10 protein-coding genes are annotated in these 17,196 nt (G+C 33.8%); 7 read left to right on the top strand and 3 right to left on the bottom strand.

All coding sequences use genetic code 11. The features are described from left to right. Nucleotides 1-355: 355 nt before the first annotated feature. Complete coding sequence (locus tag ACODSB_RS20180) at nt 356-1,372, bottom strand: proline-specific peptidase family protein (protein WP_488938342.1); 1,017 nt, start codon at nt 1,370-1,372, stop codon at nt 356-358. 168 nt (nt 1,373-1,540) lie between these two features. Between ACODSB_RS20180 and ACODSB_RS20175 the strand changes: the two genes are divergently transcribed. Beyond that, entirely contained in the window at nt 1,541-6,748 is a 5,208-nt protein-coding gene (locus tag ACODSB_RS20175; RefSeq protein WP_488938341.1) for an HYR domain-containing protein, read from the top strand. A gap of 3 nt (nt 6,749-6,751) precedes the next feature. Continuing rightward, on the top strand, nt 6,752-7,669 hold the full coding sequence (locus ACODSB_RS20170) for a PorP/SprF family type IX secretion system membrane protein (RefSeq protein WP_488938340.1): 918 nt from the start codon (nt 6,752-6,754) through the stop codon (nt 7,667-7,669). Nucleotide 7,670: 1 nt separating this feature from the next. On the opposite strand, the gene ACODSB_RS20165 is transcribed toward ACODSB_RS20170, so the two are convergent. Both ACODSB_RS20165 and ACODSB_RS20160 read right to left on the bottom strand, forming a co-directional pair. Further along, nucleotides 7,671-8,312 (bottom strand): response regulator, encoded by a 642-nt coding sequence (locus ACODSB_RS20165; protein ID WP_488938339.1) that lies wholly within the window; start codon nt 8,310-8,312, stop codon nt 7,671-7,673. A gap of 12 nt (nt 8,313-8,324) precedes the next feature. Next, complete coding sequence (locus ACODSB_RS20160; protein WP_488938338.1) at nt 8,325-10,517, bottom strand: tetratricopeptide repeat-containing sensor histidine kinase; 2,193 nt, start codon at nt 10,515-10,517, stop codon at nt 8,325-8,327. Between the two features lie 303 nt (nt 10,518-10,820). Between ACODSB_RS20160 and ACODSB_RS20155 the strand changes: the two genes are divergently transcribed. The 5 genes from ACODSB_RS20155 to uxuA all read left to right on the top strand — a co-directional run bounded on the left by ACODSB_RS20155 (nt 10,821) and on the right by uxuA (nt 17,045). Then, nucleotides 10,821-11,258 (top strand): PepSY-like domain-containing protein, encoded by a 438-nt coding sequence (locus ACODSB_RS20155; RefSeq protein WP_488938337.1) that lies wholly within the window; start codon nt 10,821-10,823, stop codon nt 11,256-11,258. Nucleotides 11,259-11,392: 134 nt separating this feature from the next. Next, nucleotides 11,393-12,421, top strand: a complete 1,029-nt coding sequence (locus tag ACODSB_RS20150; RefSeq protein ID WP_180856796.1) for a LacI family DNA-binding transcriptional regulator — start codon at nt 11,393-11,395, stop codon at nt 12,419-12,421. 284 nt (nt 12,422-12,705) lie between these two features. Then, nucleotides 12,706-14,859, top strand: coding sequence for an alpha-glucuronidase family glycosyl hydrolase (locus ACODSB_RS20145; protein WP_488938336.1), 2,154 nt, complete (start codon nt 12,706-12,708; stop codon nt 14,857-14,859). Between the two features lie 172 nt (nt 14,860-15,031). Next, nucleotides 15,032-15,769 (top strand): SDR family NAD(P)-dependent oxidoreductase, encoded by a 738-nt coding sequence (locus tag ACODSB_RS20140; protein WP_488938335.1) that lies wholly within the window; start codon nt 15,032-15,034, stop codon nt 15,767-15,769. 115 nt (nt 15,770-15,884) lie between these two features. Continuing rightward, the gene (gene uxuA / locus ACODSB_RS20135) at nt 15,885-17,045 is read left to right on the top strand and encodes a mannonate dehydratase (RefSeq protein ID WP_488938343.1); all 1,161 of its coding nucleotides are present in this window, start codon (nt 15,885-15,887) and stop codon (nt 17,043-17,045) included. Nucleotides 17,046-17,196 lie beyond the last annotated feature (151 nt).

Genomic DNA, 17,196 nt, shown 5'->3' with positions numbered 1-17,196 from the left:
GATGGTACTGCAGTATTGTGGGAGAGTATGTCGTCGCCTTTCTTTTGAAAACCCTATCCATATCGGATAGGGTTTTTTGCTTTACAATACTTTTTGGGAATTAAAATATTTTTGGGTTAAGAAACTAATATTAGCTGGATATGTATCAAGTCATATAAGACTTCCTGCGGTTGAAACCGCAGGCAATATTTTGTAGCTTAAAGTCGAAGTATTCGAAATTGATATTATGTAGTAATGTCGTAGAAAAATATTTTTTTTATTCTAAAAACAAAAACATCATGAGCTAAGAAAAATTTATAATTATTTTATTGATGCTTAGGTTTTGTAAATCAGTATATTGTATTTTGTGGGCATATTATATTTTTTTATTGTCAACGTCATTAATAAATTGAATTACACCATTCATAAAGACTTTTTGATCATCCCACATTGCTAAATGACTTCCGTTAGGACAATATAAATAACGTCCTTTTTTTACTAATTTACTTTGTTCTTCCATTGCTTTTGGATCCATTGTGTCATATTTGGCACCAATCATAAGTGTTGGAATTGTAATTTCTTGTAAACGATTTTTAATATCCCATTTGGCTAATCTTCCGCTAATACCAAATTCACTTGGCCCTTGCATCATAGTATAAATTTCTCCATTTACATGTTTACTGGTGCGATTTAATCCGTCTGGCCATTCTTTTAACCGACATAAATGTTCTTTATAGAAATTTGGAAGCAATAATTCCATGTATCTCGGATTACTAAAATCTTTTTTAGCTTCTAAAGCTCTTATTTCTGCTAAAATTTCGGGTTTCATTTGTTTTGCTAAAACTTCATCAGCATATTTTCCATACTCTGGAGCACTTGCCATCATATTTGAAACTAATAATCCTTTCATATTTTGCTGATATTTTAAAGCATATTCCATAGCAAGGATTCCTCCCCAAGAATTTCCTAATACATAAAAATTATCTTTATCTGCATTAATTGCTTTTCTAACTTGTTCGACTTCATCTACAAATCTGTCAGTTGTCCATAGGCTGCTGTCTTTAGGCTGATCACTATAATAAGATCCTAATTGATCGTATTCATAAAATTCAAATCCCTCACGTTGAAAAAATGTTTCAAAACATTCCATGTATTCATGTGTCATTGCGGGGCCTCCATGAAGCAGCAAGATTTTTATTTTAGGGTTATTTCCAAAACGTTTTGTCCAAACTTTGAATTCACCTACAGGTGTTTTTATAGGAATCATTTTTACACCGGCTGATTCTACATTGTTTTGATCGTAAGTAAAATAACTTGAAAGTACATCTGATTTGGGTTCATTTTTACAAGATGTTAAAAGTATAATCATTGAAATGATTGCGGTATAGCGCATATATTTAAATTTTAAGGATTTAGACTAAATTACAAATTATTCTTAAACGAATTTTGATCTGTATATAGTTAACCTAAATTCTCAAAATCACTATTTATAGTGATGTGTGAAATTTAGTTGAGTTATAGTTTTGCAACTTGTGAAAAAGTTAAAATATATAGCTGCAGAATGAAAAGTAATAGAACTATTTTAAAAATAACACCAAAGTTTCAAATTTTCTTATTCCTATTTTTTTTCGCTGGAATATGGATTTTAAACGCTCAGAAAGGTTGTGCGCAAGTACCGGTTTCTGTTTTAAACGGATCGAATGGGTTTTTACTGGAAGGTAAAGCTAATGAAGATGATCTGGGATACACGACAAAAAGTGCAGGAGATATTAATCATGATGGTATACCGGATATTATGATTGGAGCGCCGGGAATTGATTTTGGAGGAATGAAAGATGTAGGTGAAATTTATGTCATTTTTGGCGGATCCGGATTTTCATTTAAAACTTTTGATGTTGCTGCCTTAAACGGAACTAATGGCTTTGTAATTAGGGGTGTTGCCGCTGGCGAAAAATTAGGAACTATGCTAAGCCCGGCTGGTGACTTTAATAATGATGGAATTGATGATATTATTATTGGAAATTATACTGAGGAAGGGATGGCAACCGCACAAGTATTTTTTGGAGCTAATACGTTTCAGCCACTTTACAACAGAACTGATATTGATAATACAAAAGGAATTTCTATTACCTGTAATGGAGAGGCAAATACATATATAATAGATGTAAGTTATGCTGGCGATGTGAATCACGATGGAATATCTGATGTTATCATTACTGAATTTTACGCTGCAAGAACTAATAATTATATTGTTTTTGGAGCTGCAGGTATTACGGATTTAGTCACTTCATCATTAAATGGTACAAATGGTTTTAAAATATCAGGATATGCAGTTTGGTATGGAGACAGTATTGGCCGCAATGCTGGAGATATAAATAATGATGGAATCGATGATTTAGTTTTAGGATTTCCGTCTTTTCAAGATTCAGCAAATCCTTATTCAGGAAGAGTTGTTTTGATATTTGGTAAAAATTTAAGTTTTCCTGCAATAATAGATTTGGATATTTTGAATGCATCAGAGGGAACAATTATAACCAATTCTATAAAGGAAAACCGAATGGGAAAATCAGTTGCATCAGCAGGTGATTTTAATAATGATGGTATTGATGATATTATAGTAGGAGCTCCATTTAAAGACCTTGACGGAGTTAGCGGTGTCGGTGGAGCTTATGTTGTTTTTGGAAGGAATACATTTCCGGCTTCATTTTCTATAACAAGTATAACACCAGCAACAGGTGTAGTTTTTCAAGGAAATAAATACAATGATCAGTTTGGATTTTCAGTAGCTGGAGTAAAAGATATTAATCACGATGGAAAGGATGATATTGCAATTTCTTCTAAAGAAGGAATCTCAAACAGTGGTGCCTTATATATTGTTTTTGGTGGAAATACCGCTACGGGAATTGTAAAAGAAAATAAAATTTTAAATACGGTTGGATACCAGATTTTTGATGATTTCGTTGGTTATTCTAATAAGACTTTTGCACGTGACGCAGCAGGAATCGGAGATTTTAATAATGATGGGACAAATGATTTTATATTAGGATCTACCAGAAAAGAAGATTATTATTGGGATAAAGGGAGCGCATATATTTTTTACGGCGAAACTTTAGACCGTATAGATAATGTTAAGCCAATCATTGAATGTCCTGTCAATCAGGAACTTTATGTGAATTCAACATTACCTAATTATATTACGTTATTGCCTAATGTAACAGATAATTGTCTGTATACCAGTAATTATGATTTGGTAATAACTCAAAGCCCACCTCAGGGGACTTTATTCAAAGGAGATACCAATGTAAAGATTACTGTTACTGATTTATCCGGAAACACAAATTCATGTAGTTTTTTAGTAAAATTGAAAACACCTCCTTCAGCGCCAACATGTAAGACAGTAAATTTTTCGTTGGAAGAATTAAATGGAACAAATGGTTTTGTGGTATACGGAGAAACAGGTTTTATACAAACGGGATTTAGTGTAAATAAGGCAGGAGATATAAACAATGACGGTATTCAAGATTTTATATTAAGCTCAGTAGGAGATATAAGAAGTTCTTCAGGAGCTTTTAAAAATATACAGGAAATAATAAAGGGAAGTGTATATATAGTATATGGTAAAACCACCGGATTTCCGCCTACAGTTCATTTAAAAGATTTAAATGGAACGAACGGGTTTATTATTCGTGATGATGTAGATTTAACCGGGTATAACAAAACAGGGACTGTAGTAGCTTCTGCAGGCGATATAAATGGTGATGGAATAGACGATATAATGTTGAGTGCACCACACAAACAAAATATTAATTACGATGCAGGTGCAGTTTATGTAATCTTTGGGAAAACAGGAGGTCTTGCCGCTCAATTCTTTTTATCAAGTTTAAACGGAAGTAACGGATTTGTATTTTCTGGGACAGAATATTATGAAACGATAGGTGCAGGGATTGATCCTATTGGCGATTTTAATAATGACGGTTTTGATGATATCGCTGTTTTTGGAAGCGGACAATTAAAAAAAGGACATATAATTTATGGTAAAAGCGGTCCTTTTCCAGCCTTACTATTATCGACAGAGTTAAATGGCAGCAATGGTTTTTCAATTTCCGGTGATCCTGCTGTTGATAAAATTGCTAATTCTTTAACAGGATTAGGAGATGTTAATGGAGATGGCATTCCTGATATTGCTGTGGCTACTTATGATGGAGAGAAAAGATATATTATTTACGGAAGCTCTGGTTTTCCAAGTGAATTTAATGTAACAACCCTAAATGGAAGCAATGGTTTTATTGTACAGCATTCAACATCATCTTTAAAATACACAGGAATAAATAAAGTAGGCGATCTTAATCATGACGGCTTTAATGATATTGCATTCAATAAAGATTTTGTCCTTTTTGGTTCTGCCAGTCTTCCGGCTTCAGTAGATTTAAACAATCTTGACGGTACAAACGGTTTTAAATTAGAAAATTCATTCGCTTCAATAGGTAAATCTGGTAGCATTGGTGATTTTAATAAAGATGGAATAGATGATTACCTTTTTGCGGTAAATAATTCAGGTGCTGTAATTATTTACGGTAGAGAGATCTGGAAAAGTTCTATTAATATGTTCAATTTTACCGCTAAAGACGGTTTAAGACTAACATTTTCTAAAGGATATGACACATCATTTAATTTTACCGGAGACATTAATAATGATGGTTTTGATGATATTATTGGAAGCAGTATTATGTATAATTCTTCAGGTTCTGTAAAAATAAATGAGGATCCGGGAAGAGTATATGTTATTTACGGAAGAAAAAATATAACTGATACCGAAAAACCAGTAATAGCGAACTGTCCAGACAACGAAATTATTGCCGAAGGAGACGAAATTCCAAATTACACAAACAATATAACAGTTACAGATGATTGTGATGAATATCCTGTAATCGAGCAAAATCCGGCTCCGGGAACCATTTTTACAGGAGGAAAACAAACCGTAACCTTAACCGTAACCGATGCCAGCAGTCATTTTCAAACTTGTACTTTTACTGTTTCAGATGGTATCGACCATGAAGCACCTGTTTTAACCTGTCTGGGAAATCAGAAATTAGCTTGTGGCGAAAAAGTTCCTAACTATCTTCCATTACTAACTGTAACAGATGACCTCGATACAAATGTAACGCTTACGCAAAATCCGCCGGCAGGAACTGCTTTTTATGACGGAATGGAAGTTGTTTTTACCGCTCAAGATGATGCTGGACACTACACTAATTGCAGTATAATTATTAGTGCAACTGGTGCAGATACCAAACCCCCAACATTTACCATCCCATCAAATGTAACGCTATATTGTGGAGAATTTATCCCCAATTACGCATTTAGTCCTATAATGAATCTGCAGGATAATTGTAGTGATAATATTACTGCAGAAATGACACCGCCAGTCGGAACTCGTTTCTATGATGGGATTTCAATACACATAAAATACACAGATGAATCTGGAAATTATGACGAATGCACCTTCGTTGTACATTCGGCAGAACAAGATTTTACGCCGCCATTAATCTATAACTGTATCGGAAATCAGACTTTAGCCTGCGGATCAAAAATTCCAGACTATACACTTTTAGTTAAAGCAACAGACGAATGTGATCCATCGCCGGTAATTACTCAGGATCCAGCTGCAGGAAGTGATTTTACAGACGGAATGACCGTTACCGTAACCGCTACAGATGCATCAAATCAATATTCAGAATGCAGTTTTATTGTCAGCCTCTCTGCAGATACTACCCCGCCAGTAATAACCTGTATTGGAGATCAGAATTTGCTTGTGGGTACGTCGCTTCCAGATTATCGTTCGATGATTACAGTTTCAGATAATTGCGATTCAAACTTAACCGTAACACAAACCCCAGGCCCAGGTTCTGCAATTTCTGACGGAATGGATGTAGTAATGAATACTATGGATAATAGTGGTAATGAGACCAGTTGTTCCTTTGTGATACATATTGTATTAGATAATGAAGTGCCTGTTTTTACCTGTCTTACAGATCAAATGGTGGAATGTAATAGAACCGTAATTCCAGATTATAGAAAAATGATTTCTGCAACAGATAACATGGATCCAAATCCTTCGATTGTTCAAAATCCAGCAGCAGGAAGTGACTATTTAGCAGGAATGACAGTTAAAATAACAGTTTCAGATCAAAGTAATAATTCAAAAGATTGTTATTTTCAACTATTTACAAATCCAATTGTAGTTGAGGCAGGAAATGATCAGCAAATTACAGAAGGACAATCTGTAAACCTTGAAGCAGTAACTTCAGAAAATGGAACTTTTTTATGGACGCCTTCAGATGGATTAAGCAATAATGCAATTGCAAACCCAATTGCAACACCTTTAACAACCACAACGTATAAAGTAGTTTTTAAAAATGAATACAATTGTGAAGCCGAAGATTCTGTAACAATAACAGTTGTTCCAGAAGATAAAGACGAAACAAAATATGGTTTTTCTCCAAACGGCGACGGAATAAATGATTTTTGGCAAATCGATGACATTACAGATTATCCAAATAATCAGGTTTTGATTTACAACCGTTGGGGCGATTTAGTTTTTCAAACTGAAAACTATGATAATGCATTAAATGTATTTACCGGAATCGCAAACAAAAGCCGAAATCTGGGTGCCAATCAATTACCAGAAGGAACTTATTTCTTCGAAATCCGTGTCAACCAACCACATCACTTTAAAAAACTCAAGGGATATCTTGTTTTAAAACGCTAATTCATGAAAAGTATAATAAATAGTATTGCAGCCTTACTCATCATAATCATTTTTTTAGAAAAGGCCTACGCCCAGCAAACACCAGTTTTTTCAAGTTATAATTATAATACCATTTTAATAAATCCCGCACATGCGGGATATTATTCAGATATAGATATTGCAATGACAACAAACGGATATTTCAACTCTTTTGATGGAAGTCCAAAAAACGTTGATCTTTCGGTAAACAAATCAGCATGGTCAGACAGATTAGGATTAGCAGCCGGAATATCACATGATGAGATTGGAGTTACAAATACAACCAGTTTTTTTACTTCCTATTCCTATAAAATTTATTACGGTTCAGATTATAAAGCCGGACAGCCAAGATCAGCTAATTCAAAGATGATTTCATTTGGAGTCACAGCCGGAGCAATGCTTTATAATGAGAATTTAACCGAATTAGGATTAGAATTTGATCCGGAATTTCAAGAAAACATTCACACTTTTACACCAACAGTTGGCGTAGGTTTTTTATATAATTATAATAAATTTTACTTAGGATTATCAGCACCAAACTTGTTAAATGAAGCCTTCAATTCAAAAAATAATACCAATTTAAAAAATGTATATTACAGTTATTTAGGCTACCGATTTTTTACAAGCAACCGCGAAGATTTACTTTTAAACCCAAGTGTTTTAGTAAAATATATGGAAGGGTCACCCTTTCAGGCCGATTTTAATTTATTAGCAAACTACAAAAAAAAACTTGAATTTGGAGGCGGTTATAGAACTTCAAACACAATAAATGTTCTGGCAGGATTTCATGTTTCAGATCATTTCAGAGTAATCTGTACCTATAACAAATCCTTTGATAATGTAGTAATTCCAGACACTTTCGGGCTCGTTTTAAATTACCGAATGGGCAAAGGATTCGAATAAATCAATCAACCAAGCCATTTTCAACCGCATATTTTACCAATCCCGCCGTATTTTTAGCATTCAGTTTTGATAATAAATTACGGCGGTGTGTATTAACAGTATTTAAGCTGATAAACGTTTTTTCGGCAATTTCAGCCGTATTATATTCATGTGCGATCAAAATCAAAATTTCCTTCTCACGCGAACTCAGTTCTGTTAAATTCGAAACCTGTTTTTCAATTTTAGAACTGTTCGAAAGATGTTTTTCTTCCAGCTCTTCGGCAAAATAATTTTCTCCCGAAGCAATCGTATTAATCGCTTTCAAAAGTTCAGACTTCTCAGCATTCTTAAGTAAATAACCATTTACACCAATTCTAATTAACCTCGAAATCATCATCACATTACTGTGCGTGCTTACAATTAAAATTTTTACATCTGGATATTCTTTTTTCAAAATCTTACTCAATTCAATACCATCCATTTCCGGCATACTGATATCCAGGATAATAAAATCAACATTACCCTTTTTAATTATTTCCAATGCATCAATACCGTTTATCGCTGTATCTATAACGCTAATATTCGGTTCGTTTTCCAATAAAGACATAATTCCCTGAAGGAACATCGTATGATCATCGGCAATAAGTAAATTTATTTTATTCATCAAACTAATATATTAGTTACTTTGTAATTCGTCAAGCTTATTTTTAAAATCAATTCCCTTAATTTTATTTTTTGATCTTGGTTCTAAAACCGGAATTTCAATATTAACAATTGTACCTCTTTTCAATTTAGAATCAATTACAAACGAACCCTTTAAGGTATCAATTCGCGTTTCTAAATTAATAAAGCCAATTCCTTTTGAACTTTTTTCCGTATCAAAACCAACACCATTATCCTCAAATAAAAGATTTAGAATATTCTCAATATAATTCAGCTGAATTTCCACTTCAGAAGCCTTTGCATGTTTAATCGTATTCGTTAAAAGTTCCTGAATAATTTTAAACGTTTCAATTTGAATATCTTCATCCAAATCATTAATCTCTTTTTTCGGATACGGAATAAATGAAATTTTAATCTTGCTTGCCTCGCTGATATTTTTGAAATAAGATTCTAAAACTTCCAAAAATTTATTTTGGCTGAATTTCTTCGGAAGCAAAGTATGCGACAAACTCCGAACCTGCTGATACGTTTCATCCAATTGCAGGCTGATTTTCTGAACATTCGAAAAATTAGAAACATCTAAATGATTCACCTGCAGTTTTATCGCCGCCAGATTACCGCCGATACTATCATGTAATTCCTGCGAAATACGCTGTCTTTCCTTATCCTGTCCGCTTATCGAAGCCTTAATCAATTCTAATTCCTGATCTTTCAGAATTCCGTCAATTTTTTGGGAACTAATTTCGGCCTGTTTAATATTCAATAAATGCTGAACCTTAAAACGTTTATAATACTGAAATAAAAGTCCAATAATAGGTAGTAATAAAATCAGAAAAGCAATTATAGTAAACAATTTTGTTTTTTTCTGCTGATTGATTTCTAAAGCCTTTAATTGCTGATCCTTCTTTAAAAGCGAAATTTCGTTTCGTTTTTTATTTGATAAATTCTGAAAAGACAAAATCGTGTTTTCATTATTTTTATTGGAAATTTCCTCCTGAAGCAGCATATTTTTTATCGCCTCTTCCTGATTTGCCAATGTTAGTTTTTTAGTCTCATTTTCAAATTTCAAAACCTCAATTTCCTTTTGTTTTTGAGCTGTTTTGTATTTGATTTCCAATTCATTAATTTCCTTTATTTTCTGAAGTTTATTAATAGAATCCTTAATATGAGTTGATTTTTCAAAAAACGAATAAGCACTTTTATAATCATCCTGCTGAATCGCAATTTTTCGCAATTCATCATAAATATAACTTTGATTTTGAAGCAGTCCAAAATGAACCGATTTCTGAAGCGCTTCAGAAAACATCAATTTTGCATCATTATATTTTTTAAGTGAAATATAAGCATCGCCAATACTGCTTCGGCATACAATTGACAACTGGTTCTGCTCACTTTTATCAGCAATTAAGAGCCCTTCCTGAAACATTTTTAAGGCTTCCTGAGGCTTATTTTGTAGTTGATAATTCTCGCCAAGACCTAATAAAATAATAACACGTCCCTGATTATTATTGGTTTTTTCGCAAAGAACCTTTCCCTTCTTATAAAAAATACCCGCATTTTCATAATCCTTCAGTTTCGAATAAATATCACCAATATTAATATAACTTCCCAGAATAATCTCATTATCATCTTTATATTCAAGGCATTGTTTAAACAATTTTAATGCATTGATATAATCGCCCAATTCGCTGTACGTTTGCGCTAAACCATGCGTATGCGTATAAAAAAGATTTTTTTCATTGTATTTCTGAGAAGCCTCAATACCCTTTAAATGCCATTTTTTACTTTCATTCAGCAAACCTCTTTTTTTATAATTAATTGCCAGTAAATTATAACCAAGAGAAAAAAGTCGGTTTTTTAAAGAATCGTTTACGACAGTATTGAATTTTAAAGCTTGATTCGTGTAATAAATAGAAGAATCAATAATAGCCCTTTTATTAAAATAATAAGCAAGAAGTAAATTGGTTCTGGCTATGGAGCGATTTCCCGCCGCACCGGATTTTAATATCGAATGCGCTTTTTTATACGCCTTTTTTTCTTCGCCTTTATTGTATAAATCATAAAGTGCCAGCGTATTTTTATCCTCTTTAATCTCTACAGGATTTCTGGAAACAAAAGTTTTCTTTTTATTTTCAATCTGCGCCTGCAGACTGAACGATAAAAAGAGAAAAATCAATAAAAAAAGTCTTTTAGACCAGATTGCCATACGTTTTTGGTTTGTCCTCTAAAACAGAATCAGAGTATTTTTTAAAGCCTTGTAAACTTGGGGTTTATGAAATCTGTTCAATTTTTGACAGAGAGGTAAAAATAGCACAAAACAATTAAATACCAGTTTCTTAAAATAGATTTTTTAATCAAAGTTGTGATATAATTGTTTTAAAAAAGCAAAATTAAAAACGCTTGTAAATCAGTTAATTGATAAGTATAAAAAAACTAAAAATTTCTTAAATAGATTTGAAGCCAGATTTTCTTGCAGTAAATTAGTAATACTATACTTAAATAAACGATTATGAAAAATAGAATATTTTTAGCCATAGCATTGTTAACGCTAACAATCTCGGCCAGTGCGCAGAAGAAAATCGAAGTGACAGAACTTCCAAAACCAGCGCAGGAATTTTTAAAGAAACATTTTAGCCACACCACAGTGGTAACTGCCAAAAAAGACGCAGAACACGGAGAAAAAGGTTTTGAAGTAATATTGAAAGACGGAACAGAAGTAGAATTCTGGAAAGACGGATCGTATCGTGAAGTTGATGGAGAAGGCAAACCAATTCCAATAGCTTTTATTCCGGATAACGTCAAAGCGTATGTTGCCAAAAATCATCCGAACGAAAAAATAACGCACATCGACTATGGGCACAAAGATTTGGATGTTGATTTAACAAACAAAATCGATTTGGAATTTACCAAAGACGGTAAAATTCTAAAAGACGAAAAAGACAAATAAAGATCTTTTATTGGTTTATATTCCCGATTAAATCACAGGCTGGTTTAATTGGGAATTTTTTATTTAACACCAATTTATAGTTAAGAACATCTTGAACGAAAATAGTTTATATTTACATTTCTATTTTTTATTTCATGGAAGAGAATAAACATGTAACGATTTACGATATTGCCGAGCGTTTAAACCTGGCAACATCAACTATTTCACGCGCTTTAAAAGACCACCACACCATAAGTGACAAAACGATAAAGAAAGTGAAAAAAACTGCAGAAGAAATGGGATTTGTTCCCAACACTTTAGCGGCAGGTTTACGCGGAAATAAAACCAGAACCATTGGTGTTTTAATTCCAACCGTTACACAGCCGTTTTTATCATCATTAATCAGCGGAATCGAAATCACAGCCCAAAAATCGGATTATACCGTAATTATTATGCAGTCGCATGACTCTTACGAAGAAGAAGTAAACATGGCCAAATCCTTGTACAGCAATCGTGTAAGCGGTGTGATTTGTTCACTTGCAATGGAAACCAGAGATACGGCACACTTTCATCAGTTTTCAAACAATAATATTCCATTAGTATTTGTAGACAGGGTTCCTAAAGATTACAATACTTTTAGAGTTGTTATCGATAATTATACAGCAGGTTACAAAGCCACAAAACATCTTATTGAACAAGGCTGTATCAGAATTGCACATTTAACAGCCGGTTCAGAATTAGGAAACCTTTATAACGAAAGAAAAAGAGGTTATATAGAAGCCTTAAAAGATCATAATATTACTGTAGAAGAAGAATTGATAATTAATTTAAATTCAGTAACCTACGAAGACGGAGTAAAAGCCAGCAACGCCTTATTTGATTTAAAACCAATGCCCGACGGACTATTTGCTCCCGGAGATATTTTAGCTGTAAGTGCTGTGCAGACCGCTAAAAAAAGAGGCATAAAAGTACCAGAAGAATTTAAAGTAATTGGTTTTAATAACGATCCAATTTCGCAAATTATAGATCCTAATTTGTCGACAATTACGCATCCTGCCGAAAAAATGGGAAAAGCAGCGGCCGAAATTATTATCAAAAATTTGAAATCATCTAAAAATGATGATGCAAAAGAAATTACCTTCTTAAATACCGAAGTACTGGCAAGAGAATCTTCTCAAAAATAAAATATAAAATTTAGGATTTAAACACTGAATTCAAACCCTCTAAAGCAGGATAGTTTTTATAATTATCCTGCTTTTATTTGTTACAGAAATATATTTTTCGAAAAAAAGACAGTCAAAATTTTTTTCTTAAACAACAATCCTATATTTTTACGCAACCGATTGCAATTGTTGTTTTGTTTAGAATAATACATTTTTTAAATTAAATTTTTATCAAATAGTAATATTCAAATGCAAAACGTTGATGTTGTAAAGATGAAAGTTTTTAAGAATAAACTAATTAGTAAATGACTTCAGTAAGATTTGTTTTTCTGTTTCTTTCGATTTCCTTTTCTGCTTTTGCGCAAAAGGATTATAAACTATGGCTTCAATATGACAGAATAACTAATTCAAAAATTGCTTTAGAATATAAAACCAATATTCAGGGAATTGTTTCTTTAGGAAATTCCGAAACTGATCAGGTTTCCGTAAAAGAATTAGAAAACGGAATCTCCAGTATGCTGGGAAATAAACCGGAAATTAAATCAGAAATAAAAGGAGTAAACAATCTCATTATTGGTTCTCAAATTTCTTTAAATCCGGATTTACAAAAAATCTTAAAAGAAGATTTCGACAAAATAAACGACGAAGGTTTTATCATTAAATCAATTCGTTTTAAAAATAAAAAACAGCTTATCATTTCAGGAAAAAATGATGTAGCAGTTTTATACGGAGTTTTTAATTTTTTAAGATTGATGCAGACCAATAAATCAATTCAAAACTTAAATATTACCGATTCACCAAAAACAAATATCAGAATCCTAAATCACTGGGATAATCTCGATCGAACTGTTGAACGCGGTTATGCAGGTTTCTCTTTATGGAACTGGCAGAAATTACCAGATTTTATCGATCAGCGCTATATTGATTATGCCAGAGCAAATGCCTCAATAGGAATCAATGGAACAGTTTTGACGAATGTAAATGCAAATGCTTTAATCTTAACGCCGCAATATTTAGAAAAGGTCGAAGCCTTGGCAAATGTTTTTAGACCTTACGGAATAAAAGTCTATTTAACTGCAAGATTTTCAGCACCAATTGAAATAGGAAACCTTAAAACTGCCGATCCAAAAGATCCTGAAGTGATGAATTGGTGGAAAAATAAAGCAACTGAAATTTACAAACGAATTCCAGATTTTGGAGGATTTTTAGTGAAAGCCAATTCAGAAGGTCAGCCCGGCCCTCAAAATTACGGAAGAGATCATGTTGACGGCGCTAATATGCTTGCCGATGCCGTTGCACCGTTTGGTGGGATAATTATGTGGAGATCCTTTGTATATTCAGAATACGACGCAAACGATCGGGCAAAACAAGCTTACGCCGAATTTCAGCCATATGACGGAAAATTCAAGGAAAATGTAATCGTCCAAGTAAAAAACGGGGCGATTGATTTTCAGCCCAGAGAACCGTTTCATCCGTTATTTGGCGCCATGCCAAAAACACCTTTAATGATGGAATTTCAAATCACACAAGAATATTTAGGATTTAGCACCCATTTGGTTTTTCTGCCAAAATTATTTCAGGAAGTTTTAGAATCAGATACATATCAAAAAGGAAAAGGTTCAACCGTTGCCAAAGTCATTGACGGCACTTTATATCAAAATAAACTAACCGGGATTGCCGGAGTTGCCAATATCGGGAACGATTTAAACTGGACAGGACATCCTTTTGCACAAGCGAATTGGTACGGTTTCGGAAGACTCGCATGGAATCCGTATTTGGATTCGGAAACAATTGCTGACGAATGGTTAAGAAGTACATTTTCAAACGATGAAAATTTCATAAAACCAGTTGCAGCTATGATGATCGAATCGCGTGAAGCCGTTGTAAATTATATGACACCACTTGGTTTGCATCATATTATGGATACGGGACATCATTACGGGCCAGGACCGTGGGTTTCTAATTTATCAAGACCAGAATGGAACCCAACTTATTATCACAAAGCAGACAAAAACGGAATTGGTTTTGACAGATCAAAGTCGGGAACAAATGCCACTTCGCAATATGCGCCAGAAATAGAAAAACTTTTTGATAACATACAAACTTGTCCGGAAAAAGATTTATTATGGTTTCATCACGTTTCATGGGATTATAAACTTAAAAACGGAGAAACGCTTTGGAACGGCTTGGCATTGAAATATCAAGAAGGCGTAAATCAAGTCAAAGAAATGCAAAAGGTTTGGAATCAAGCAGAAAAATATGTTGACAGCGAACGTTTCAATGAAGTTAAAATGCTGCTCGAAATTCAGCAGAAAGAAGCAAAATGGTGGCGAGACGCCTGCTTATTATATTTTCAGCAATTTTCAGGAAAAGAACTTCCTGTCGGAGTAGAAAAACCAACCCAAACTTTAGAGTATTTTAAATCATTAAAATTCCCATTTGCACCGGGAAATGGGTAAGTAAATTATGAAGTAAATGTAACGCGGATGACACAGATTAGCTATCGCGAAGACACTAAAAGAAAGGATTTTTTCCAATAAAAAAGAACAAAAAAATCCGTGTAAATCAGCGTTTTCGCGATAGCGAATCCGTGTCATCCGCGTACCAAAACGAAAATATATTTTGAAAATTATGAGTAAAAAAACAGCAATAGTAACCGGAGGAAATTCAGGTTTAGGATTTGCAACCGCAAAGAAATTATGCGATAACGGAATAACAACCTACATTATCGGAAGAACAAAAGAAAAAACAGAAGAAGCCTGCAAGGAAATTAGCGAAAATGCAATTCCGGTAATATTCGATTTAAACGACCTGAAAGGAATTCCAGCCATGATTGAAAACATCGCAAAAAACGGTTCAATTGATATTTTGGTAAACAATGCCGGAATCAACATGAAAAAAGAATTTACAGATGTTACCGATGAAGATTTCTTAACGATAATTCACACCAATCTTTTAAGCGTTTTTGCTGTAAGTAGAGAAGTCGTAAAAAACATGAAAGAAAACGGAGGCGGAAGTATTATCAACATAAGTTCGATGGCATCACAATACGGAATTCCAAAAGTAATTGCGTATTCATCAAGCAAAGGCGCAATCGAATCCATGACGCGTGCCATGGCGGTAGAATTGGCTCCGTCTGGCATTCGTGTAAACTGTATTGCGCCAGGGTTTATTAAAACCAAAATGTCGTCAACAGCTTTGGATAATGATCCTGAAAGAAAAAATAAAGTTTTGGGAAGAACCCCAATGGGCTTTTTAGGCGAACCTTCGGACATTGCAGATGCCGTTTATTATTTCGCTTTAAGCGAATCAAAATATACAACGGGAACAGTTTTACCGGTAGATGGAGGAAATAGTATTGGGTTTTAATTGTGAAAATGCCACAAAGCCGCTAAGTCACAAAGTTTTATTTTAAAAAACTTTGAAGAGAAAAACTTTGTGACTTAGTGCCTTCGTGGCAAAAAAAATAGTCAGTATGATAAAAATGCAGCAAACTATGCGATGGTTCGGATCAAACGACAACGTAAGTTTAATCGACATTAAACAAGCCGGAGCAACAGGAATTGTAACCGCTTTGCATCAAATTCCCGTTGGCGATGTCTGGACAATTGCTGATATAAAAGAAAGACAAGAAATCATTCGAAATTACGGACTGAAATGGACTGTGGTTGAAAGTCTCCCAGTTCACGAAGAAATAAAAAGAGCCTCAGGAAATTATTTGCAATACATCGAAAATTATAAAATCAGTTTGCGGAATCTGGCCGAATGCGGAATCAAAATAATCACCTATAATTTCATGCCGATTCTGGATTGGGTACGTACGAATCATAATTTTATCAACGAAGACGGGAGTAAAGCCTTGCTGTACAATCAGGATGCTTTTACCTATTTTGATGTTTTTCTTTTAAAAAGACCAAACGCCAAAAAGGATTATTCTGAAGTTCAAAAACAAAACGCACTGCATTTTGGAAATAAACTTTCAGAATCAGAAAAAGAATTATTATTTAAAAATGTTCTGTTAGGATTACCGGGAAGTACAATCAATTTTACAGCAGAACAAATTTTGTCTTTATTAGATAATTATGCGAATATCGACAACGAAAAACTAAGAGAGAACTTGATTTATTTTTTATCAGAAGTAACTCCGATTGCAGAAGAAATAGGATCAAAACTAGCTATTCATCCAGACGATCCGCCGTTTTCAGTTTTAGGACTTCCGAGAATTGTTTCAACTGAAGCTGATTTAAAAGCCATTTTCAATGCCGTTCCATCAACAGCAAACGGATTGTGTTATTGCACAGGTTCATTAAGCGCCGATCCGAAAAATAATCTTGAAAAAATAATAGATGATTTTGGAGACAGAATTCACTTTTTGCACCTTCGAAATACCATCCGCGAAAGCGAAACTATTTTCAGGGAATCAGAACATTTAAACGGTGATGTCAACATGGAAGTTATCGTAGAAAAATTAGTATTGTTAATGAACAAAACAAAAATAAGTCTTCCAATGCGCCCCGATCATGGCTTTTTGCATTCGGTTGATGAGACGACAGAAACGTATCCTGGATATTCTTTGACAGGTAGATTGAAAGGTCTTGCTGAGTTACGAGGTTTAGAAATGGGAATTGCTTATAAATTGAAATAATACGCTCTGTTTGTCATTCCGAGGAACGAGGAATCGCACGAGAAATTCCGCACAGAATGTCTCCAATCTTTGTCGAATCCCGAGTGCGATTTCTCCTTACGTCGAAATGACAAAACTGGCGAAAGCTATGTTTGTTTAAACAAGTGAAACG

The organism is Flavobacterium sp. FG68, assembly GCF_057808895.1.
Note: the sequence above shows the minus strand (reverse complement) of the source record. Positions and strands in the feature narration are given on the sequence as shown.